15 protein-coding genes are annotated in these 23937 nt (G+C 46.2%); 7 read left to right on the top strand and 8 right to left on the bottom strand.

Annotated features, from left to right (window positions below; translation table 11 throughout):
* Positions 1-125 precede the first annotated feature (125 nt).
* The 3 genes from OM978_RS17320 to OM978_RS17310 are packed head-to-tail and all read right to left on the bottom strand — an operon-like array spanning position 126 to position 5997.
* Complete coding sequence (locus OM978_RS17320; RefSeq protein ID WP_264343530.1) at positions 126-1550, bottom strand: efflux transporter outer membrane subunit; 1425 nt, start codon at positions 1548-1550, stop codon at positions 126-128.
* Positions 1543-4728: an efflux RND transporter permease subunit gene (locus OM978_RS17315; RefSeq protein WP_264343529.1), complete on the bottom strand. Its 3186-nt coding sequence runs from the start codon at positions 4726-4728 to the stop codon at positions 1543-1545. Before OM978_RS17315 ends, OM978_RS17320 begins: the two co-directional genes overlap by 8 nt.
* 9 nt (positions 4729-4737) lie before the next feature.
* Positions 4738-5997, bottom strand: a complete 1260-nt coding sequence (locus tag OM978_RS17310) for an efflux RND transporter periplasmic adaptor subunit (protein WP_264343528.1) — start codon at positions 5995-5997, stop codon at positions 4738-4740.
* Between the two features lie 452 nt (positions 5998-6449).
* Here OM978_RS17310 and OM978_RS17305 point away from each other — a divergent pair, with 452 nt between their 5' ends.
* Both OM978_RS17305 and OM978_RS17300 read left to right on the top strand, forming a co-directional pair.
* Positions 6450-7079 carry a TetR/AcrR family transcriptional regulator gene (locus tag OM978_RS17305; RefSeq protein ID WP_264343526.1) on the top strand — a complete coding sequence of 210 codons (630 nt, stop codon included), beginning with the start codon at positions 6450-6452 and terminating at the stop codon, positions 7077-7079.
* Between the two features lie 142 nt (positions 7080-7221).
* Positions 7222-8157 (top strand): GGDEF domain-containing protein, encoded by a 936-nt coding sequence (locus OM978_RS17300; protein ID WP_264343525.1) that lies wholly within the window; start codon positions 7222-7224, stop codon positions 8155-8157.
* 56 nt (positions 8158-8213) lie between these two features.
* Here OM978_RS17300 and OM978_RS17295 read toward each other — a convergent pair whose 3' ends face one another.
* Complete coding sequence (locus OM978_RS17295) at positions 8214-10811, bottom strand: TonB-dependent receptor (protein ID WP_264343524.1); 2598 nt, start codon at positions 10809-10811, stop codon at positions 8214-8216.
* 338 nt (positions 10812-11149) lie between these two features.
* Between OM978_RS17295 and OM978_RS17290 the strand changes: the two genes are divergently transcribed.
* From OM978_RS17290 to OM978_RS17280, 3 genes are all read left to right on the top strand, one after another.
* Positions 11150-12880 carry a phosphoethanolamine transferase gene (locus OM978_RS17290; RefSeq protein WP_264343522.1) on the top strand — a complete coding sequence of 577 codons (1731 nt, stop codon included), beginning with the start codon at positions 11150-11152 and terminating at the stop codon, positions 12878-12880.
* A gap of 215 nt (positions 12881-13095) precedes the next feature.
* Entirely contained in the window at positions 13096-14001 is a 906-nt protein-coding gene (locus OM978_RS17285) for a porin (protein ID WP_264343521.1), read from the top strand.
* 161 nt (positions 14002-14162) lie between these two features.
* On the top strand, positions 14163-14900 hold the full coding sequence (locus tag OM978_RS17280) for a substrate-binding periplasmic protein (RefSeq protein ID WP_264343520.1): 738 nt from the start codon (positions 14163-14165) through the stop codon (positions 14898-14900).
* Here the strand turns inward: OM978_RS17280 and OM978_RS17275 are convergent.
* Entirely contained in the window at positions 14897-15307 is a 411-nt protein-coding gene (locus OM978_RS17275; RefSeq protein ID WP_233008271.1) for a nuclear transport factor 2 family protein, read from the bottom strand. The two genes, OM978_RS17280 and OM978_RS17275, sit on opposite strands and share 4 nt — an antisense overlap.
* A gap of 71 nt (positions 15308-15378) precedes the next feature.
* On the opposite strand from OM978_RS17275, the gene soxR reads away from it, so the two are divergent.
* On the top strand, positions 15379-15861 hold the full coding sequence (gene soxR, locus OM978_RS17270; protein ID WP_264343518.1) for a redox-sensitive transcriptional activator SoxR: 483 nt from the start codon (positions 15379-15381) through the stop codon (positions 15859-15861).
* Here the strand turns inward: soxR and OM978_RS17265 are convergent.
* Positions 15822-16529 carry a glutathione S-transferase family protein gene (locus OM978_RS17265; protein ID WP_264343516.1) on the bottom strand — a complete coding sequence of 236 codons (708 nt, stop codon included), beginning with the start codon at positions 16527-16529 and terminating at the stop codon, positions 15822-15824. The genes soxR and OM978_RS17265 overlap by 40 nt on opposite strands.
* Before the next feature lie 280 nt (positions 16530-16809).
* Here OM978_RS17265 and OM978_RS17260 point away from each other — a divergent pair, with 280 nt between their 5' ends.
* Positions 16810-18285 carry a SulP family inorganic anion transporter gene (locus OM978_RS17260; RefSeq protein WP_264343515.1) on the top strand — a complete coding sequence of 492 codons (1476 nt, stop codon included), beginning with the start codon at positions 16810-16812 and terminating at the stop codon, positions 18283-18285.
* Between the two features lie 60 nt (positions 18286-18345).
* Here the strand turns inward: OM978_RS17260 and OM978_RS17255 are convergent, their stop codons facing one another.
* Positions 18346-20997, bottom strand: coding sequence for a TonB-dependent receptor domain-containing protein (locus OM978_RS17255; RefSeq protein ID WP_264343514.1), 2652 nt, complete (start codon positions 20995-20997; stop codon positions 18346-18348).
* A gap of 111 nt (positions 20998-21108) precedes the next feature.
* Entirely contained in the window at positions 21109-23781 is a 2673-nt protein-coding gene (locus OM978_RS17250) for a hypothetical protein (protein ID WP_264343513.1), read from the bottom strand.
* Between the last annotated feature and the right edge of the window lie 156 nt (positions 23782-23937).

Genomic DNA, 23937 nt, shown 5'->3' with positions numbered 1-23937 from the left:
GGAAATCCAGTGGGAGGTCGAAGCGGAGTGGTCGGAAGTTAAAAAAGGGCGTCCGTTGGGAATGGGACTAAGCGGACGCCCAAAGGTGAATCGTTGAGTCAGAGTGAATACTCTGACTCTTTGTCTTACTCTTTCACTAATGCCAATTGTTGAGTGCCTTGGTCTAGTTCTATACCACCCGAAAACGCACGGTAGATAGAGACTAAACGCTGGAAGCTTTGAGCAGAAAGCACAGCCTGCTGATCCCGGGCTGCTAACCATTCACGTTCAGCGTCCAGCAAGTCCAAAAACTCAGTGGTGCCAGCTTCGTATTGAGCTCGTGTCAGCTGCACGGCCTGTTCAGTGGCTGCAACTTGTTGCTGTGCGCTTAACTGCTGCTCACGGCTGGTTCTGTAACCTTGCAGTGAGGTCTGCATTTGCGCCAGCGCATCAAACACTGTTTGCTGGAAGCGGGCAAAGGCCATTTGCTGTTCTGCTTCTGCGCCGCGGATACGGGCCTGAATCGAGCTCAGCTCTGTGGCTTGCCAGCGTAAACTAGGCGCTATGCTCCAGGCTTCATTTTGTGAACCCAAGCTCAGACCAGGGCTTGAAATAAAACCTAAAAACCCGCTTACAGACACTTCCGGGTATAGCTCTGCTGTGGCCACACCTATATCTGCAGTGCTGGCTGCCAGTTCACGTTCGGCTACAGCTACGTCAGTTCTGAACTTTAAGTAGTTGTGCTGATTAGCAAAAGACAAAGGTTTGTTCAGTTCAGGCAAAGCTTCTGCTTTAGTGGCAACCACAAATTGCTCTGCAGGTTGTGCTACTAAAGCCGCTATTGTCGCGTTGGCCTGAGCTTTGGCAAAGGCAAACTGCGGCAGAGTACTTTGCAACTGATAAATCTGTGCGTCGATACGGCTAATTTCCAGATCCGATGCGAAACCCGCATCACGGCGCGCCAGAATAATCTGTTTGGTGCGACGTAAATTACCGAGGTTTTGCTCTGCTACAGAGAGGCGCAGTTCAGCACCACGGTAGTCGCCATAACTGGCGGCGACCTGAGCTAACAATTGCACTTTAGCTTCCTGCCATGCCAGTTCAGCACCTTGTGCTCTGGCATTTGCGGCTTCAGCTGCGCGGCGTAATTTGCCAAACAAATCTAAATCCCAGCTTAAAGCACCACCCAGGCTTGCCTGACGCTGAATTTGTCCTGCGTTTTGTGCAGCGCTGTCCGGCACCTGGTTGTTTTGTTGACTGGCGGTGACGTCCATACGAGGCAGACCATCATTGTCGCTGTCTTCAAAAGCGGCATAAGCACGTTTTACGTTGGCTTCTGCTGCAGCTAAGGTCTGGTTATTCAGCAAGGCCTTTTCTATCAGTTGGTTTAATACCGGGTCATTAAACTGTTGCCACCAGTTTTGAGCTTTATCTGCAGCTCTGTATTCAACCGGCAGTTGCACCTGATTGGCTGCTACCGGAGCCGCATAGCTTGGTCCTACTGAAGCACAACCAAACAACAGTGATGCTAATGCCATACTGATAGCGGTTAAACGAATGGTTTTACGCATGATGAGTTTCCTCAGTTTTCGTTGCGTTTACAGTGTCTGAGGCCTGTGCCAGTTGACGGTCACGGCGTTTGGCCAGAGTGTAGTAAAACAGTGGTGTTAAAATCAGACCGAAGATAGTGACGCCAATCATACCGGCGAATACAGCTACACCCATGGCTTGACGCATTTCTGCACCTGCACCGGTCGAGAACACCATAGGCACCACACCCATAATAAAGGCGATGGAGGTCATTAAAATTGGACGCAGACGTAAGCGAGCAGCTTCCAAAATCGCATCCATCGTTTTCATGCCATGGTCCTGCAGCTCTTTAGCAAATTCGACTATTAAGATAGCGTTTTTCGTCGCGAGCCCTACCAGCACTATCAAGCCAATCTGAGTGAAGATGTTGTTATCCCCACCGTAGATCCACACACCTGTCATGGCTGACAACAAGGTCATAGGCACAATCAGGATGATAGCCAGCGGTAAAGTTAAGCTTTCGTACTGAGCAGCCAACACCATAAACACCAGCAGTATCACCAGCGGGAATATGAACAACTCTGCGCTACCAGCCAGGATTTGCTGATAAGTCAGCTCTGTCCACTCATAGGTCATACCTTGCGGTAAAGTTTCAGCCAGAATTTTTTCGATAGCAGCCTGAGCTTCGCCTGTACTGTAACCAGGGGCAGGGCCACCGTTAATTTCTGCTGTGGTGTAACCGTTGTAGTGCATGACGCGGTCAGGGCCAGCTGAATGTTTCACGTTGATGAAGGAACCCAGCGGGATCATTTCACCTGCGTTGTTGCGCACTTTAAGCTGACGAATTTGCTCAGGATCCTGACGGAATTGCTCGTCCGCTTGCACATTCACCTGATAAGTCCGACCAAACTGGTTGAAGTCGTTGACATAAGCCGAACCCATATACACCTGCAGCGTCTGGAATATCTCATCCAGATTGACGCCTTGTTGTTTAGCTTTGGTACGGTCTACGTCTAAATCCAGTTGCGGTACATTCACCTGATAACTTGAGAACACACCAGCTAGTTCAGGCGTTGCCCAGGCTTTTTGCATCACTTGCATAGACACAGCTGCCAGCTCTTCATACCCCAGGTTGGCTCTGTCCTGAATTTGCAGACGGAATCCACCTATGGTGCCTAAACCTTGTACTGGCGGCGGCGGGAATATGGCGATAAAGGCGTCCTGAATACCGGCGAATTTCTGGTTTAACGCTGCTGCTATAGCATTGCCTGATAATTCAGGTGAACCACGTTCGCTAAAGTCATCCAAACCTACAAACACAATGCCTGCGCTTGGGCTGTTGGTAAAACCGTTGATGGACAAACCTGGAAAGGAGATAGAGTTCGCTACACCAGGATGTTCTGCTGCGATACGGGACATTTCTTTAATCACAGCTTCGGTTCTGTCTAAAGAAGAAGCGTCCGGTAACTGAGCAAAAGCCACTAAGTACTGTTTATCCTGACCAGGCACATAACCTGTAGGGGTTTGCTGGAACTGCACTGCAGTTAAGCCAACTAAACCAATGTACAGAATACCGATAATGCCACCAAACCGAATCACTTTACGTACCATCAGGCCATAACCTTTGGACGCTTTGCTAAACAGGCGGTTAAATGGATCAAATAACCAGCTGCCAAAGGCTTTGTTCAGTACACGGGTTAAAGCATCAGGTTTTGAACCATGAGGTTTTAACAACAGCGCAGCCAAAGCTGGGCTCAAGGTTAACGAGTTCAACGCCGAGATAAAGGTAGAAATAGTGATAGTTAAAGCGAACTGCTTATAAAACTGGCCTGTTAAACCTGACATAAAAGCGGTAGGGATAAATACAGCTGCCAGTACTAAAGTGGTCGCGACAATAGGGCCTGTTACTTCTTTCATGGCTTTTTGTGTGGCGGCCATAGGAGATAAGCCATCAGCGATATTACGCTCCACGTTTTCTACCACCACTATGGCGTCATCCACCACTATACCTATGGCCAATACCAGACCAAATAAGGATAAAGCGTTTAATGAAAAGCCCAGCAGATGCATAAAGGCAAAGGTACCAATCAGAGATACAGGCACAGCCACTAAAGGAATAATAGAAGCACGCCAGGTTTGCAGGAATAACACCACCACCAGAACCACCAGTAATATGGCTTCCAGCAAGGTTTTGATGACTGCTTCAATAGAGCCCCTAACGAATACGGTAGGGTCGTAGACGATGTCGTAAGTTAAACCTTCAGGGAAACCTTTCGACAGTTCTGCCATAGTGGCGCGCACATCATCAGAAATCTGAATGGCGTTTGAGCCTGAAGCCTGGAAAATAGGAATAGCCACAGCATCTTTGTTATTCAGTAATGAACGCAGTGCATAAGACTGAGCACCTAACTCCACCCGGCCAATATCACGGATACGTGTGACTTCGCCGTCTTCACCGACTTTAACGATAATGTCAGCAAATTCCTGCTCTGTGGTTAAACGGCCTTTGACGTTAATCAGAATTTGGAAGTCGCTGTCACCCGCAGGTTGAGCGCCTAAAGAACCAGCAGCTGCCTGTTGGTTTTGCTCACGAATAGAAGCCAGGATTTGCGCTGGTGATAAACCTACAGCTGAGACTTTATTCGGATCCAGCCAGATACGTAAGCTGTATTCGCTGGCACCAAATAAACGCACAGCACCTACACCTTCAATACGGGCTAATTCGTCTTTAACGTTCAGCGCCGCATAGTTCGACAAATACAGCATATCGTATCTGTCATCCGGTGAAGTTAAATGCACCACCATGGTTAAATCCGGCGATGATTTCTCAGTCACCACACCTAAACGTTGTACTTCCTGCGGCAGGCGAGGCTTAGCGCGGTCAACCCGGCTTTGCACCTGAGTTTGAGCACGGTCAACGTCAGTACCTATAGCGAAGGTGATAGTCAAGGTCATACGGCCATCAGACGTAGCCTGTGAAGACATATACAACATGTCTTCGACGCCGTTAATTTCCTGCTCTAAAGGCGAAGCAACGGTGTCAGCTATGACTTTAGGGTTAGCACCCGGATAGTTAGCCGTCACTACTACTGTAGGTGGCACCACTTCAGGGTATTCAGTGATAGGTAATTGCCAGACGGCTATGGCGCCGCCGATAAAAATCAGCAGCGACAGCACGGCGGCAAAAATAGGTCTTTTGATAAAAAATTGCGATAACATATCCGTTCCTTAACCCTGATTAGCCGTTGCTTGCACAGAAGCCGCTTGTTCAGCAGCAGCAGTAAGTTCCTGCTTGCTGTCCGCTTCCAACTGCTGTTGTTCAGCTTTTAAGCTTGTTAATTGCTGGCTTGTTGCCATCTCTACCAGTTTAGGCTGGATTGTCATGGATGGACGAACACGTTGCAGGCCGTTCACCACAATACGATCCGAAGCATTTAAACCAGAGCTTATGATGCGCAGGCCGTTAACCTTCTCACCTAAAGTGACAGGGCGGTATTCCAGTTGGTTTTCGTTATTCACCACCAGTACAAACTTGTTGTTTAAGTCTGTGCCTATGGCTTTGTCGTCGATCAGAATGCCTTGATACGCATTGCTGCCAACCAGTTTTAAGCGGGCGAATAAACCTGGGATTAATTTGTTATCGACATTTTCAAAGGTAGCGCGGGCACGGATAGTACCGGTCTGTGCATTGATGCTGTTGTCGATAAAGTCGATGCTACCGACATAACCAAATTCGCTGTCACCAGCCAAAGCCATATAGACAGTATTGTGGGCTGTGCGCTGTTCAGCTCTGTTGCCTGCTGTAGCCAGCTGCACATACTTCAGATAAGTTTGTTCATCAGCATCAAAGTACGCATACATTTTGCTGGTGCTGACTAAGGTCGTCAGTTGGCTGCTACCAGCCTGAACAAAGTTACCTGCTGTGATTTGAGCGTAAGAAACACGACCTGAAATAGGCGCTTTGACTTGCGTAAAAGACAAGTCCAGTTCAGCACGTTGCAATGCAGCTTTCACAGAAGCTACAGTGGCCGCTGATTGCAGCTTACGGGTTTGACGGGTGTCTAATACTTCTTCAGAGATAGCACGTTGTTTTTTCAGTGCTGCGGCACGACGGTAATCGTTATCTGCCAGTTTTTGTGCTGTTTCAGCATTGGTTAGCTCTGCTCTTAAGCGCGCGACTTCAGCAGCAAAAGGGCGGGCATCAATCTGGAATAACAAGTCGCCTTGTTTGACTAAAGCACCTTCAGTGAAAAATACCTGCTCGATATAACCTGATACACGTGGCACCAAAGTGACAGTTTCCGGCGCCTGTAAACGACCGGTAAACTCATCCCATTCAGTGATTTTTTCGTTTACTACTGTAGCCACATTAATTTCCGGTGCTGCCATAGCGCCCGGTGCTGCGGCTTCCGGAGTGCCACAAGCGGATAACACTAAGGCGGCGATGCTTCCCAATACAAAGGTACGAATAGTGCTGTTGCTGCTCATGACATTTTCCTCATTCAGTAAATTTAAATTCAACTTTTGTTGTACAAACTGTTTTCATCTGTTAGTTTTGTACCGCTCGGTAAATATATAGAAGTTCAACCAAGAGTCAATCATTATTTTGTACCGAACGGTAAATAACTGTAGAGTCTTTTGAACTAGCGAGAAAACTTTGGTTATAAGCCGAAGTTTCTGGGTTAGCAGCAGCTACTGCAGGAAGGTCTGTTAACGGGATACAGCATAAAATGCGCTGTGTTTTTACTGAATATCTAAAAACCGCTTTGCATTGCCTAAAACTATTTCTGGGTTACAGAGTCAAAAGCAGGGCTAGCAACTGGTCTGTCAAGATAAGTTGCTATTATATACAATAATGTACCAGTTGGTAAATATTCCTTTCTGGACATGTGTTGCCAAGCAGTTTATGCTAGGGCATCGTTTTTAATCCGGAGTCTGAAATGTCAGCATCAGCGGTAACAGCAGCGCCAACAGTGGGACGCCCGCGCGCTTTTGACATGGAAAAGGCCTTGCAAAAAGCATTGGAAGTCTTCTGGCGTAAAGGTTACGAAGGCGCATCCTTGCCTGATTTATGTGAGGCTATGGGCATCAACAAACCTAGTTTGTATGCCGCTTTTGGTAATAAAGAACAACTGTTTTTGAAAGCTATTGAGCTGTATGAAAACCGTCCTTGTGCGTTTTTTTATCCAGCGTTAGAGCTGACTACTTCCTTTGAAGTGGTCAAACATATGCTCTGTGGTGCAGCCAGTACTAATGCTGACCCGGACAATCCACCGGGTTGTGTCATAGTGCAGGGCGCTCTTGCCTGCAGCGAGTCGGCCACTTTTGTGAAAGAAGCGTTGATTGCCAAACGTCGTGCCGGAGAAACTGCTTTATGCACTCGTCTGGAACAAGCCAAAGCAGACGGCGATTTACCACAGAATTCGGACCCGGCTGCTTTAGCTCGTTATATACTCGCCGTAATGCAGGGCATGGCTGTGCAGGCCACCAGTGGTGCGAATTGCGCAGAGTTAAAGCAGGTTGCAGAAACCGTATTGAGTGCATGGCCTGGCAAACGGCCTGAACTTTGATGGATTTTCGTTAATTAAAAGGGACAATTCATTGTCCCTTTTTTTATTTAAACCTCTGATCAAGCTTAAGTTTACAATCTTCTCTGGCACTCTTAATTCCCTCTGCTAGTGTTTAACCATAGCGGTTGCGGCAGAGGTTGTTATGCCATTCTCTCAGCTGATGTTTCAGCAAAAACTACTTGAATTTATTGAAGTCTGTAACGATGGTTATGCCATTTTAAGCGCAGATGACAAAATGCTTGGTTGCAATCAGGCCTTTTGCGATATTTTTTATCAGGACCAGCGAACTATTCAGGATATCTCCTTCGACGATTTAATGCGTTTGTCTTATCGTGAGGGCAAAGGGGTGCGTTTTGAAGCGGACAGTATTGAAGACTGGCTGGCGCAAGCTCAGCAAAAAAGACGGCAAAATCCGTTCCGTTTATTTGAAGTAGATTTAACCGACGGCCGCTGGTTTTTAATGTCTGAACAAATTCTTCCATCCGGTGAAATGCTGATCCAGGCCAAAGAAATTACCAAGCAGAAGGTGCTGGAGCATCAGTTGTACAGCAAAGTTGAAAGCTTAAGTGAGTTAGCGCTAACAGACGAGTTAACCAAAGTGGCTAATCGCCGTTGTTTTGTCGATTCTGTCGAAGCTGAGCTGGCCCGTTGTCAACGCTCGGATAAACCTGCAGCTTTGCTGTTGCTGGATTTGGATTTTTTTAAATCAGTCAACGACACCTATGGTCATCAGGCTGGTGATGAAGTGCTCAAAGCCACAGCCAACCGAATCAAAAAAGCACTGCGTGAATACGATATTTTTGGCCGTATTGGCGGTGAGGAATTTGCGGTATTTTTATCTGAAACGGACCCTTCAACGGCTTTGCATGTGGCGGAACGAGTGAGGGTGATTCTGGCGGATTATCCAATTAAAGCTGGTGTTGCCGAGTTATGCGTGACTACCTCTATTGGCATTGCTTTAACTCATGGCGAAAGTAACTTTGAAGAGTTGTATTTGCAGGCTGACTCGGCGCTTTATATGGCTAAACGTAATGGCCGGAACAGGGCTGAGTTGTTTGCTTTGTTGGCGGAAGAATAGCTGTTTATTACTGAAAAAGGCCAGCTAATTTAGCTGGCCTTTGCTTTATTATGGCATCAGAACTTATAGTTCACTTTGCCATATACATACTGACCACGAGGGTTGTACATGCTGGTGACATAACCATATAAATCACCATCACCATCGCCTACAGCAAATGGTGGATCTTCATCAAACAGGTTATTGATACCAATAGTGAGTTTGGTTTTTTCGTTCAGGTTGTAATAACCCTGAACATCCACCAGCACCTGAGCTTTAACCTTACGGGATTCGTTTTCTTCGAAGTCCAAAGCTCCATCAAAATCGATGTCCGGAGTATCTTCAAACTCTCCTACGTAGGTCAGTACTGTTGCTGCACCCCAGTCGTTTAACGTCCAGTCTGCAGTACCTGTCCAGCGGTTTTGTGGGTAGCGGTATTCACCTGTGTAATCCTGGCCATCTTTTTCGAAGTTGTTCAGGTAGGTATATTCCAGGTTAAATTTCAGTTTACCCATACCTTCTAAATCCATTTTATAATGGCTGGATAAGTCGATACCGTCCGCTTCCTGAGAGCTGACGTTAAAGAAGGTGTTGTTGATCCTGTCCAGTTCACCCAAAGTCTGGCCTGGCAGAGGTGCCCGGCGCACACAGATGGTACTGTTTTGGTTACCACATTCTGCAGCGTAGACATCGCCAAATGGCACTTCGTCAATTTTATTGTCCTGAGTGATACTCCAGACGTCGACGCTGAAATCCAAATCGTCTGTCACTTGCCAGATTGCTCCGACGTTCCAGCTTTCAGACTCTTCCGCTTCTAAGTTCGGGTTACCTGCAAAGACGATGGTGTAGTCGGTAGAAGCACAAGCCGGATTTCCTGCGTCAGGAGTAGGGCAGCGGAATGTGTCGATAAAAAATTGTGATTCCTGTGAGGGGCCTAAGCCAACTTGTGCCAATGAAGGAGCACGGAAGCCCTGACTCCAGGAAGCACGCAGTGACCATTCATCAGTTGGTGTAAAGTGGAAGGCAACTTTAGGATTGGCTGTACCGCCAAAATCACTGTAATGGTCATAACGCTCAGCCAATTGCATTTCCAGATTCTCTAACAGAGGCACTGAAATTTCAACATAGGCGGCTTTTTGTGAACGACTGGCTGCAGCTGATACAGATTCAGTACCAAAAATTAAACCGCGTTGGAACTGATCATCCGGGGTATCTGTGGCGTCTTCCTTACGGTATTCAACACCAGCAGCTAACGACACTGCACCATGACTGACTTCGAACAGTTCACCACTGATACGGGCATCAGCTGAGGTCATATGTGATTTACCACGACGCACTAAGCTGGTGGTAATAGCATCAATGACAGACTGTGGGTTTTGCACGCCACCAAATGGGTTGTAACGGCCTGCATTGATTTCTTGTTGCAGGAAGTCAGTGCGTACCCAACCTTGTGATTTATCGCCAGTTTGAGACGAAGCACTACGGCCTTTTTGTACTGCGGTTTCCCAGTCCCAGTTATTGATGTTACCGCGTAATCCCGCCAACACACGTAAAGTATCAGAGGTGATATCCCAACGTCTGTTGCCTGCATCTACTGTGCGGTAACGGCTGATTTCAACATCCTGACCAAATGGGTTGTTTGGATGTGTTCCTGGCACAGTTAAACCGGCACCTTCATCTAAAGGTGTCGCAGCACCACCAGCGTTAGAGGTGTTGTGTTGCGCTGCAATTTCGGCAAACAACTCTACAGTGTCATTGACGTCGCGGTTCATGCTGAGGATTGCACCTATACGCTCTGCTTCAGGAACTGCAATAGAGGACGGGCCGTAGTCGTATAAACAGGTGGCACCGGCTGTCTGATCTGCAGGACAACCCGGGTCAATAGTGACCACGCCATCTACAATAAAGCGACCTGGATAGCCCCGTGATGACCGGAAATCCTGGCCGCCATAAGGGGTTTGATCCGAAGTACCAAAACGACCTAATTCATAGTTGTCGATTTGAGAGTTGTTAAAATAATCCAGGATTAACGTGGCATTACTTTTATCGTCACCCGTGCCCCAGACTGTTGAGAAGGTTTTTTCGTCATAATTCGGGCCTGTCGCGCCACCAAAACCTGCAGTGACATCCGTGCCGGTAAAATCTTTACGCAGGATAATGTTCACTACACCTGCGACTGCATCAGAACCATAAATGGCAGACGCGCCATCTTTTAAGATATCGATACGTTCAATGGCGGCCATTGGAATACTGTTGATATCAACAAAACTATTCACTATGCCTTCGGCAAAAGGACTGCTGGCTACACGGCGACCATTAATCAGTACCAGCGTTGCATCAGCACCGAAACCTCTTAAGCTGACTGCTGCTGCACCATTGGCTGTCGAATCCTGGCTATTACCCCGTGTTGAGAATGTACCTGAACCTGCAGCTGGTAAACGCTCCAGTAATTGTTGCAGGTTATCAAAGCCTGACTTGTCGATGTCATCGCGGCTAATAATAGTGACAGGTGAAGGGCCTTCAAGATCTGTTCTTTTAATATGAGAACCGGTGATTGCAATACGTTCAACTTCTTTACCGTCATCAGCTTGCTGAGCAAAACTTTGTCCGCTCAACAGCACGGCACTGACGGCTATAGCGCAGCGGCTTAATTGTATTATTTTGTTATTATTCATGTTTTCTTGCTTCCTAGCTGGATTTTTGTTGTTGCATTCTTTATAAGTATTAGTAGTACCTGTTAAAACAGGAGCCTTAGATATAGTACAAATACAGACCTTTTGTAAATGGGTTTTTCGTACAAAAGCAGTATAAAATACAGAAGTTTGTAACAAACTTCTTTGAACGTGGGGCTATCTTTCACCTAGCCGTCGCGACGGTTTTTGTTTCTCTTTTTTTTCAGCTATGTTCACAGCTTTTTCCTTTACAACAGTTCTGGTAAAAACTACAAAATGCGCTCAGAATCCCAATTTTTCAGACCAAGCGTATTTTGATTTTTGAGCCCGGAGGCTTTTTGGTGAATCAGTCAGTAGTGCATTCGTTGTGTCGTGTCTTCGGATTAGTTGTCTTTGGCTTGTTGTTGTTATCTCCTGTACTGGTGCAGTGGCCAGAACAGGATCTGGTCCCCTACCTGCAATGGAAACTTATAGCAGCAGTCTGGTGTTATATGCTGGTGTTGTCGTTATTCCGTTCCTTATGGCCAGGTTTGGTGTTGTTGTTACCTGCTGCTTTGCTGGTGCCGCAAGAAGTGTTTTACCTTTTGACCTATCAAAAAAATACCGATGCTCACGCCATAGCTATAGTGGCAGAAACCGATCTGACCGAAGCCTTGGGTTACCTGACTGGTATTGGCGTGTTTTTAGCTTTGGCGGTAGTGGCCATTGTTGTGCTCTGGTGGTATCTGGTGCGTAGCGCCTGGCAGCGTCACTGGCAGTGGGAGACCGGTATACGACCAGTCATTTGGCTTATTTGTATCGGAGTATTAGCAAGCTTGAGTTGGAACGAATGGCAGTATCAGCAGATCAATAAAGCCAAGCAGCGCAGCAACCCGGAAGAGAACGTATTTGTGCAGCGGCCATTGCCTTACAGCTATGAGAAGTTTCATGCAACTTATCCGCTGAATATGCTGTTAGCCATCAATGAATTTGTAAAGCAGAAACAAGCTGTGGCAGAGGTTGTAGAAAGTACAGCTTTGTTTAAGTTCTCTGCCCGTCAGGCCGATGTACCAGCACAACGGCAAGTTTTTGTGCTGGTGATAGGGGAGACCTTAAGGCCGGATCGTTTGCAGTTAAATGGTTACAACAGAGCAACCACTCCCCGTTTGGCTGGTACCAAAAATGTGATTAGTTTTACTAATATGGTCAGCCCCTGGGCCTGGACACGGATGTCGGTACCCGTGATCCTGTCGCGCAAAAATGCCACCGATCAGCGTTATTTCCCCACTGAAACTTCTTTGGTTGCGGCCTTTAAAGAGGCTGGTTTCAGCACAAGTTGGCTTTCCACACAAAGTCCACTCGGCGTGCACGACTCTTCCATCGCTTTACACGCCAGTGAAGCCGATCAGGTACAGTATTTAAATCCTGTAGGTTATAAGAAAGAGGGGTTTTACGACGATATTTTACTGCCAGCTTTTGAGCGTGTACTGCAACAGAACGAACCTAAACAATTGATTGTGTTGCATACCTTGGGTAGTCATTTTAGCTATGCCGACCGCTATCCGGATGCGTTTGACTTGTTTACCCCTTCAGGCAAGGGACAGCTGGTCAGTATGCATGATCAAAAATCGAAAACCTTGCTAAACAATGCTTACGATAACAGTGTGGCGTACACCGACTTCTTTTTGTTTAACCTGATTAAACAACTGGAGCAGACCCAAAGTATCAGCAGTTTGCTGTACGTGTCGGATCATGGCGAAAATATTTTTGATGGCCAATGTGGCAAAAGTGGCCATGGTCACAATACAGAACGTGACTATAGAGTAGCATCTATTCTGTGGACCTCAGAGACTTACAATCTGCAATACCCTCAGAAAAAAACGCTGGCTGAACAACGTCGCGAACAACCACTGATGACCAGCAGCATCTTTCACACTGTGCTTGACCTGGCGGCTATTCAATATCCGGATCAAAAGCTTAGCAAAAGTTGGGTCAGTCCGGACTGGCGTCCATCCCCACGCATCCTGCAACAGGGGCTGGATTTTGATAAAGCCCAAAGAGTGGGGGAGTGTCAGGAACTAAAGGCGCCATAATCATTACTTTTTCATTGTCATAATATTGTCATTATTCAGTCATAAAATAGCCTCCGAATCGTCATGTTACGGAAGCTTTATTGTCACATATCAATAGCTCAGCGACAGATGGTCATTAAATTGATGCTGGATGCTGAGCTTCCCGCATGCAGTTGTTGTTCATTAGCTAAACAGTATTTGTTAGCCCAAATCTCCTACTACGAAAGGAAAAAATCATGTTTGCAAAAACTTTAATAAGTATTGCATTGGCTTTAAGTTGTGTTGCAACGGCCCAGGCCAAAGACTGGGAAATCTACGGAAAAATTAACGTTTCAGCACAACAGTCTGATGAGGGCGAAGGATCGTTCGGCGAATTAAAAAGTAATGCCTCCCGGTTTGGTATTCAGGGCGATTATGCTCTGGAAGAAGGTTTGACTCTGATTTACCAACTGGAGTGGGAAGTTGACCCGTCTGATGAGGCGAATGAGAAAAATATCAAATCCCGTAACCAGTTTATTGGTTTGCAAGGTGTATTCGGTACAGTGACTGCTGGTCGCCACGACACAGCGTTAAAACTGTCTCAGGGTAAACTGGACCTGTTTAACGATTATGAAGCGGATCTGAAAAGTTTGTGGAAAGGTGAAAACCGTATGAGTGATTCTGTTGCTTATAGCTCACCTTCTTTCCAGGGTTTTAAGTTGCTGCTGACTCATGTGATGGAAGACGAAGCGGACGCAAAAAGTGCTCAGTCTTATGCTGTAGTTTACGGTGATGAGAGCTTAAAAGAATCTGACTGGTATGCATCAATCGCCATGGACAGTGAAATGAATGGTTATGACGCCAGCCGTGCAACTGTGCAGTTTAAAGTCGCTGATTTTAAATTAGGCGCTATGGTACAGCAGCAGGAAGAAGTGGAAACAGGCGAAAAGTCAGATGGTTATATGGCAAATATTGCTTATCCACTGAACAAGTGGGAGTTAAAAGCCCAGTACCAGACTTTAGAAGATGACAACGGCATTTCCGCTGGTGCAGATTACAAGTTAGGCAAAAATACCAAATTATTTGGTTGGTACAGCAGCTTCGACTTTGATAGCAAAGTCGACAGTGATTATGTTGCTGTGGGTATAGAACATAAGTTCTGATCCTCAAGTTGTGTAAAACAGGCAGCCTTATGGCTGCCTTTTTCTTAGCTGAAATAACAGCTGAGATAAAAACCCTACTTTAAGCGTTAAGTGACTATTTAAATTGTAAATGCTTAGTTATGATAAATACAAAACCGTAGCACAACCTAGAGTAACGTCTGATGTGGAAGTGGTGGTCCTTGCTGTTGCTGTTTCCTAATCTGATCCTGTCGGCTGAGCCTTTACGTGCTGTGGTCAGCCAAACCAATACAGCACCTTACGCCATCTTTGATCAACAGCAGCGCTTATCAGGCGGCATCGCCAAAGAACTACTGGATGCCCTCTCTGTCAGACTAAACAGGTCGGTAGAGTATCTGGATTTACCGCGGGGCCGGGTGGTTGAGTGGCTGGTGACAGATAAAGCCGATATCAGTTGTTTTTTAAACCCACAGTGGGTGCCTGCTACCTATAAACTAAGCTGGACTCCTGTGTTATTTCATACTCGTCAATATATAGTGCGCCGCTCTGAAGATAGTCCGGTGCGATCTAATCAGGATCTGTTCCGTAAACGTATAGGCACCACCAGAGGTTTTTCATACCCTGAATTACAGCCGTTATTTGAAAGCAAAGCGGCAGTGCGTGATGACGCTGAGTCATTGGAAAAAAACATTCAGCGTCTTGAGCAAGGCCGGGTCGATTTAGTCATGACGGTTGATTTAAGTTACGGTCATTACCAGCAACATTTTGATAGCTCTAAGCTGGCTGTTGATCCACTCTGGGCCGAGCCAGCTGAAGTTTATTGTGCGCTGAATCCACACAACTCACTGCTGGTCGAACAAATCCAAAAACAGCTAGGCCTGATGCAGCAGCAAGGAATAGTGGAAAAAGCGCTGAAGCGCTGGGCTCATACGTCTATCTAAAGCATATTTCCCGCACATATCTGCCACTGACTGCCTTGTCGTTTCACCACATAAAGCGGAGTGCTGCACAGACCCACTTTGTGCTGCCGTTCCTTGTGTTGCCAGCGCTGCTCCGCGTTGATTAAAAAAGTATCCAGATCCAGTTGTTGTAAATGCAGTAATTGATAAACCCAGACTCTGTCCTGATGTAATTCCATCAGCTGTTGCAGATAAGACCTAAGTTCAGCAGCTCCTGTCAGGCGTTGACCCAGTATATTGACCATCAGCACATCCCGGGTAAAACATTCACTGAATAATGACCAATTGCGTTGATTAATAGCGCGCTGCAAACGATTTAATAACTGCTGTGCACAGTCCTGATCAGACTTACAACCCAGGTCTATCGCATATACCGCATGTTCCAACATAAAAACTTCCCCTGTGGATGAAATTGCAGTTATGCTAAAACCTCAAGTAAGGTTAAGGTCAAGTGTTTTTTATGTCTTTAAAATACGATGCAAAAAAAGCAGTGTTGTCCGTGGGGGAAGTGGCGAAACGCAGCGGTGTCTCTGTGGCTACTTTGCACTTTTATGAGCAAAAGGGTCTGATCTACAGTCAGCGTAATGCTGGTAATCAGCGTCGTTATTCGCGGGATGTGTTACGACGGGTGGCTATTATTAAAGTGGCGCAGCGCACCGGTATTCCACTGGAACAAATAGGCAAAGCTTTGTCGGTATTGCCGCCAGGGCAAAATGCCGATCAGCAGCATTGGCAGCAGATGTCTGAACAATGGAAAGTGGAGTTGGATTTACGAATTGCTCAACTGACGGATCTGCGGGATCAATTGAGCATGTGTATAGGTTGTGGTTGTTTATCTATGGCGCATTGCCCCTTACGTAACCCACAGGATAAGCTGGCAGAAAAAGGCGCTGGTGCGCATTTTTATCCTACATCGGACGAGTTAGCTGAACCGGATCTGTGATCGGCAATCAGTTTGCCAGACCCCAGAGCTGCAATTTCATGTTCGTCGTCCCAAAATGGTTCTGCTAAGGCTTGCTGATACCACAATTGCATTGCAGGCAAATTCATCATCAGCTCGATATAAGGTGAAACAGTTGCGGCCACAGGCAACTGGTAACTTTGAATACGAAATAATACCGGGGCATAAAATGCATCGACTGCACTAAAATACGCTCCTGCCAGATAAGGCCCGCCAAAACGTTGTAGTCCTTCCTGCCACAGCTGCTCAAGACGTTTTAAATCAGTCAGGACCGCATCGGGCAATGGTGTTTTATCAAAACGACCACCGGCGTGAAAAGGGCAGTAGCTTCGAAGTGCGCTAAAGCCTGAATGCATTTCCGCTGACGCAGAACGGGCCCAGCTGCGTTCTTTATTGTCTTCTGGCCATACACCGGCATGACGCTCCGCCAAATATTCAACAATAGCCAGTGAATCCCAGACCACCCAGTTGTCATGATGCAGGCAAGGTACTTTAGCATTGGGTGCAAAAGCCTTAAATTGCGCACTGTTGTCATTGGACTGAAACTGCACCTGCTTTTCTTCAAAAGGAATGGCCAAAGTGTGCATCAACACCCAGGGCCGCAACGACCAGGACGAGTAGTTTTTATTGGCGATATAAAGTTGATACATCAAAGCCTCCGGTGCTGTGGAAAATTAGTGATCAGGATCAGAACAGAACTACTGTATCAGAGAAACCGGATCTGGTGTCTGTGGTTTTTCCAGCCCCACTTTTGCGTTATACTCCATCTCGTTTTCGACTTTCATTCCCCTTATTGTTGCAAGGAACTTTGTCGCCGATGTAGTGTTTAAACCGTTTTTCCATCTATAAAAGTGAAAACGCGATTTGGGGCGTTACAACTTTTATGCCTGAAAAAATGCGTTTATATACTCTGCTACAAAGGAAATCCTGATGTTTCAATCGATACGACAGCACTGGCTGTCTAATATTCGTGGCGATGTTTTATCCGCCATAGTGGTGGCTCTTGCACTAATCCCGGAAGCCATCGCCTTTTCTATTATTGCTGGTGTTGACCCTAAAGTGGGTTTGTACGCATCCTTTGCTATTGCCGTGATTACTGCTTTTGCCGGTGGCCGTCCTGCTATGATTTCTGCTGCCACAGGCGCTATGGCGCTGTTGATGATCACCTTAGTGAAAGAGCATGGTTTGCAGTATTTGTTATTGGCTACTTTATTAACCGGTGTACTGCAAATTCTGTTTGGTTTATGCAAACTCGGCGAGCTGATGCGTTTTGTTTCGCGCTCTGTGGTAACAGGTTTTGTGAATGCCTTGGCTATTCTGATATTTATGGCGCAGCTGCCTGAGCTGACCAATGTGACCTGGCATGTCTACGCCATGACAGCTGCGGGTTTAGCTATTATTTATTTGTTTCCTTATGTCACAAAAACAGTGCCTTCGCCCTTGGTGTGTATTGTGGTATTAACCTCCATCGCGCTGTATTTCCAAATTGATGTTCGTACTGTGTCGGATATGGGCGCTTTGCCTGATAGCCTGCCAATCTTCTTATGGCCTGATGTGCCTCTGACTATGGACACTCTGCAAATTATTTTTCCTTATGCTCTAGGTCTGGCTTTAGTCGGTATTCTGGAGTCATTAATGACGGCCACTATTGTCGATGATATGACAGATACCAACAGCAATAAAAACCGCGAATGTATAGGGCAGGGTATAGCTAATATAGGTTCGGGTTTATTGGGCGGCATGGCAGGATGTGCCATGATTGGTCAGTCGGTGATTAACGTCAAATCCGGTGGTCGTACTCGTTTGTCTACCCTGCTGGCAGGTATTTTGCTGCTTATTTTTGCAGTGTTTTTAGGCGAATGGGTCGGCATGATCCCTATGGCCGCTTTGGTCGCTGTTATGATTATGGTATCCATTGGTACCTTTAACTGGCAGTCGGTGCGGGATTTAGCCAGCAACCCTAAAAGCTCCAGTCTGGTGATGATTATTACCGTGCTGGTGGTTGTTTTTACTCACAATCTGGCATACGGCGTTTTTGTGGGCGTACTGATGAGTGCGTTATTTTTTGCGAACAAAGTAGGGCAGTTATTGGCGATACAGTCTGAATTATCTGCCGATGGCAGTAGTCGCCGTTATCTGGTGACAGGTCAGGTATTTTTTACCTCTGCTGAGCCTTTTGTTGCGGCTTTTGATTTTAAGGAACCACTTCGTGCTGTGCAGATTGATTTAACTCATGCGCATTTCTGGGATATCACAGCAGTAAGCTCGTTGGATAAAGTGATTTTAAAATTCCGAAAGGCGGGGGTGGAAGCAGAAGTGATAGGACTAAATCATGCCAGTGCAACTTTGGTGGATAAGTTCGCCATTCATAATAAGCCGGAAGCTATAGAACAGCTGATGCACTAATTGAAGCTCATTAAAAAGGGGTCAGAACTGAAGTTCTGACCCCTGCATAAAAACACTAACTTAGTATTTGTAGCTGAAGCTTAAACCGTAGCTTTGGCCTTCAACACGGCGTTGTAACAACTCGCCTTGTTGCATAATTTCAACATCTTCGTCCAGCAGGTTTTTCATCGACAGCTTGACTGAAGTGGATTCAAACGGTGTGTACGAGTAGACAAAATCTAACGAGTTAAACGGCTGCTCATAAGCATCATCTTTATCGTTTACACCAGCAAAGGCGATGCGTTTACCGAAGACGTTATACGTCAGAGTCGCATTATGCTCGTCGTTGTCCGAATCGAAACCCAACTGGAAGTTGACTACATGTTTAGAGTGACCACTTAACGGACGCTTCAGGTTCGTCAGGTTGGTACCAGCAAATTGCTGAATAGTAATTTCAGATTCACTGTACGTGAAGTTACCGGCTACAAAGAAGTTATCCATCCATTTGTAGCTTTCGCCTTCAAACATATTCAGTTGTTGCAGGAATTCAGCTTCTACACCGTACACTTCACCTTTGTCGCCATTACGGAATGACATCAATAAGTTACCGTCTGAGCCTGACAGTTCAATGGATTCGATTGGTTTATCCAAATCTTTATAGAACACGCCTACACTGTAGTTACTTTCGTCGTAATACCATTCTAAACGGGCATCGTAGCTGGTGACATCTGTGCTTTGCAGACCAGAGAAACCTGTGACTTTAAAGTCCGTCAGTGGGTCGATAAAGAGTACTGGCGTTACTTCACGTAAGTCCGGGCGAACCACAGTGCTGCTGTAGCCAAAACGCGCTTGCAACTCTTCACTAACAAACCAGGTGAAAGACATAGATGGATAAAAACCATCTTCCTGCAATGGGAACTCTTCGATATTGCCGCTGACTTCACCATCCGCATTTAACGGCACAGAAATCTGACGGAAATCTTCGTAACGTACACCAAAGTTCAAGCGGTACAGATAGTCGTAGTTCATTTCCATGCCGACATATGCGGCATCGATCATTTGTGCGGCTATGTAATCATCAGCCTGAGTGGTGACGTTTGAAATCTGGAAACCATTAGCCGTATTAAGAATGCTTTCATCTGAGAATATATCTGAAAACTTCTGACTCAGCTGATCCAGGCTGTAGCCGACAGTATTGAAGTTAAACAGGTTGGTTTCAGACTCACGTTGACGTTCAAAGTAAGAATAACCACCGTTTAATGCCATTTCAGCTTTGCCTAAGGTAAAAGGCAATTTGGCATTCCAGCTACCGTTTTCAGTGTCATCTTCCATCTTACCGAAACTGTAGTTCACAGCATTCTGGTTACGACGCAAGAAAGAGCTGAAAGAGCCGTCAGGCTGAAGTTCGTTGACGTAACGGTATTCGATTTCACCCGGAGCATCACGCTCTGCTTTGGCATCTGTGTATTGCCAATCCACACTGATGTCGTACAACCATGGCAAATTGTGGCGACCACGAAGTTGGTTACTGAACATAGAGCGTTCTTCGTAACGAATAGAGGTGTCTGTATTAAAACGATCAGTTTCGTTCACTGTCTCGATACTGTCACCATTTTTGACTTTAATTTCATCTTTAGTATCACGCAGATAAATAGATGCAGTCTCAAAACGGTGGTTTTCATTCAGCTCTAAACCAAAGTTCAGCATGCCAGACAGTTTCACCTGATGTTCTGTACCTTTAATATCATCATAAATATTTAAAGGCACTAAATCGTCACCGGAGACAGAGAAGTAACGTTCCTGCTCTTCGATATTTTGCGTTGATCTGTCGTAGCTGACGCCAGCCATCACACCAAAAACAGAGGAACCAACATCAAACTTATCGCCAAAAGACACGCTGCCATCAAAGTCAGGTTTGATGTTTTCACGCTGCACGTCGATATCACGGTTAAAGTTTAAACCTAGTTCCCGCACTATAGTTGCAGCCTGAGCCAGGTTGCCCTGATTGATGCCACCTAAAGCTTCAGCGATATTGATTTGGCTGATGGTGCCGTATTGGTCCAAAGCCGCACGTAGTTCAGGCGACATAGAGCGAGTGCCATCGTCGCTGCCTTTCCAGTCATCACCACCACCGTTGTAGGTGTAAGCATCGTCAGTATTCAAGCTGCTAAAACCAGTACCAACAGACAGGTTAAAGGTACGCTGCAATGGAATAGACGAAGTGCGGATATTAACGCTACCCCCACCAAAAGCGGCTGGCAGTTCAGGTGAATAGGCTTTTTGTACTACTAAACTTTCAATGATGCCGGCTGGGAACATATCCAGTGGGATTACGTTCCGTGTTGGATCCGGGCTTGGCACCATAGCGCCGTTTAACAGGGTACTGGAATAACGTTCCCCTAAACCACGCACATAAATAAATTTGTCTTTGACTAAAGTTAAACCAGTCACCCGGCGTAAAGCCGTTGCTGCGTTGCTGTCGCCTGCTCTGGAGATTTGCTCCATGCCTAATAATTCTGCGACATATGGTTGTTCACGACGCTCTGCTGCAGCTGAAGCGGCTGAACTCATCAGACGGCCAGAAACTTCAATGCGCTCTACTTCCTGCTCTTTTGCTGCAGGCTTCGCAGGCGCTTCCTGGGCTAATGCGGGCATCATGCTGGCTGTTGCGGCTAACGCCAGCAATACGCCACGGCCAACCTGACTGATTTTAAAATGTTGCTTGCTGCTCATTTGAACTTGGTCCTATCAGCTAATTCGTATATCAATGTGCCGGGCTTATCCAAAGGAGGCCCGGCACTAAGTGAATGCAAAACTGCCAGCAAGCTGGCAGTTTATGGTTGCTTAGTCGTCCAGACCTACAGCCCAACCAGCAGTCCAGTTGTTGCTTTGTGATACAGCACCAGTGAAGGTCACAGTGTCAAAGAAGGCATCAACAGGTTTCATATCTTTTGCTGGAGTAGCGTCGATGGTGAAGATGCCGTTTAAGACAGCAGCCTGATTTGCCGCAGTTGTGTTGCCTTCCTGAGCCAGGAACCAATCAGTCTGTGATACACCTGCAGACACTTCTTTACCTGCTTCTGTTATTTCAGAACATGCGATCACTGAGTGAGTGAATTTTAATTCACCGCTTAAAGCGAAGTTTTTAGTTGGGGTTGAATCCAGTTCGAAACACTCGCCCATGCCTTCAGGACCGGTGATAAGGAAGTTATGCAACTGAGCATTTGTACCTGCGCGCAGTAACACGCCTTCTGAGTCGTCTGTACCATTAAAGGTGTTACCAATAATGGTCATGTTGGCGATAGTTGGGTTTGAGACCGGCGTTGCAGTCTGATTGGTTGACTGGTTATCTGCTTCAATACCACGGTTAGCTTTCGAGTTATCAGCTGCATGTTTTACCAGTACGAACTGCAGTTTGCCGTTCCAGCCGTCAGTCCAGTCTACAGAGTCGTCACCATTAGATGTTAACACCACGTTTTTACAGCTAACGCTACCACCAAACATTTCGATACCGTCATCCAGGTTCTGGTGTACCTGAATATTTGAACATTTAGTGCCAGAACCTACGCCGAAGAAGCCAATACCGTTTAATTCGTTATCCGGAATAACTTCGTAACCTGCGTGTTTCACTATGACGTAGTTCAGAGAACCGCTGCTGTCTGTTGCAGTTGGACCGCCATATAAACCAGCATCACCTTCAGCCTCGATACCACAGTTATTCACATCAGCACACTTGTTGCTTGGTGCGTTACCCAGCAACACTAAACCACCCCATTGACCTTCGGCTGTAGGTGAGCCAATCACGTCCTGTACTGAGGTAAAAGTGATAGGGTTAGCAGCAGTACCTTCAGCGTTAATCTTTGAACCTCGGGTTACCACTAAGAAATCAGCACCTGATTTACCGTAGATAGTTACGCCTGGTTGTACTGTTAATGTGGCATTATTTGTATTGTCAGAGCCAATACGAACACGACCACTTAATACATAGTCAGCGCCAGCTGCTAAGGTCACGTTAGTGGTGATATCACCAGTTAACTGGCAGTTTAATTTACCTGTTAAGCTTGCTACTTCTGTAGTACCAGTTGGGCATGTATCTAAACCAGCACCAGTTTCAGGGTGCAGGCTGATGGTCCAGCCTTTAGTCCAGTCTGTTGTGCCATCAAAAGCACCTATGTAGTCCACATCATCAAACCAGCCATCGATATTGCCAATGTCAAAACCATTTGCTAAAGCAGGAGAGTTAGGGGCTGGGATATAACCACCTAATAAAGCATCACCCACTAAGTTGTTTGGCTGAGCTGTAAACCAGGCATTAGCGTCAAAAGTAACGTTGTCATTGGCATCTTTAATATTGGCAAAAGGTTCAGCGCAGTCGATGATGGAGTTGCGGAACACTAAATCGCCGCTATTGGCAAAGTCAGCCGTCTCAGTGGTGTTGATTTCAAAACACTCACCCATTTTTTCAGGACCAGTGACTATAGTGTTGTATAACTCTGCAGAAGTACCGGCACGTAATAAAATGCCTTCTGAGTCTTCATCACCGTCAAAGTTATTACCAACAATAGTCAGGTTAGAAATACGAGGTTTACTGATAGGTGTTGCTGTGAAATTTGAAGACTGGTTGTCTGCTTCAATACCACGGTTGGCTTTCGTATCATTTGGATTATGACGAATTAATACGTGTTGCATACGGCCGGTCCAACCGTCAGCCCAATCTAAAGAGTCATCACGGTTACCTGTTAATACCACATGTTTTAAATCAACAGTACCACCAAAAAACTCTACACCGTCATCCAGGTTGTTATGCACCTGAATGTATTCCACTGTAGTGCCACGGCCTACACCGGCAAAAGTGATACCGTTTAATTCGTTGTCAGGAATAACTTCAAAACCAGCGTAACGTACTTGTACGTATTTTAATGCACCGCTGTTATCGTCTGGATTTGCACCACCGTAAGGACCGGCTTCACCTTCAGCCTGAACCTGGCAGTTTGCTAAATTGGCCTGATCACATTTGTTAGTAGGCGCTTTACCTAATAAAACTAAACCACCCCATTCAGCCGCTGATTCTTCATCAGATAAACCTAACATGTCATTGACTGAGGTCATGACGATAGGGTTTGTTGCAGTACCTACTGCCTGAATTTTTGAACCACGAGCAATAACTAAGTAGTCGGCACCACTTTTACCAAAGACTTTAGTGCCAGGCTGAATGCTTAAAGTTGCGCTGTTGGCATTATCATTACCTACAGTCACTTTGCCTGATAAAGCCCAAGCGATATCTGCTGTTAAAGTCACATCACTGGTAATAGTGCCTTTGATTTCACAAACAGGAGTGGTTACGCCGGCTAAGGCAGATGCTGCAGTTGCGAAGGCTGGGCAAGCACTTGTTGGAGGCGGTGTAACACCACCGTTGTCGCCATTGCCTGTATCAATGTTGATATCACCACCGCCACAACCAGCTAATACTAAAGCTGAGGCAATTGCGCTCAATTTTAAGAAGTTACGTAAAGCCATCACTTAATCTCCAATAATCACATGAATGCTGTTGTTATAAAAAAGCTCGGCCAACCATACTCAGGCTTAATGACTGTTTTATTACAGTGAGGGTGAGGAAAATTGAACTTAAAATGAGGGCCGCGTCTGACGTGGTGTAGCGGCGGTGTTGTCAAA

This window comes from Rheinheimera sp. MM224, from assembly GCF_947090785.1.
In the GTDB taxonomy this organism is placed as follows: domain Bacteria; phylum Pseudomonadota; class Gammaproteobacteria; order Enterobacterales; family Alteromonadaceae; genus Pararheinheimera.
This window is presented reverse-complemented; position numbering and strand designations above follow the sequence as displayed.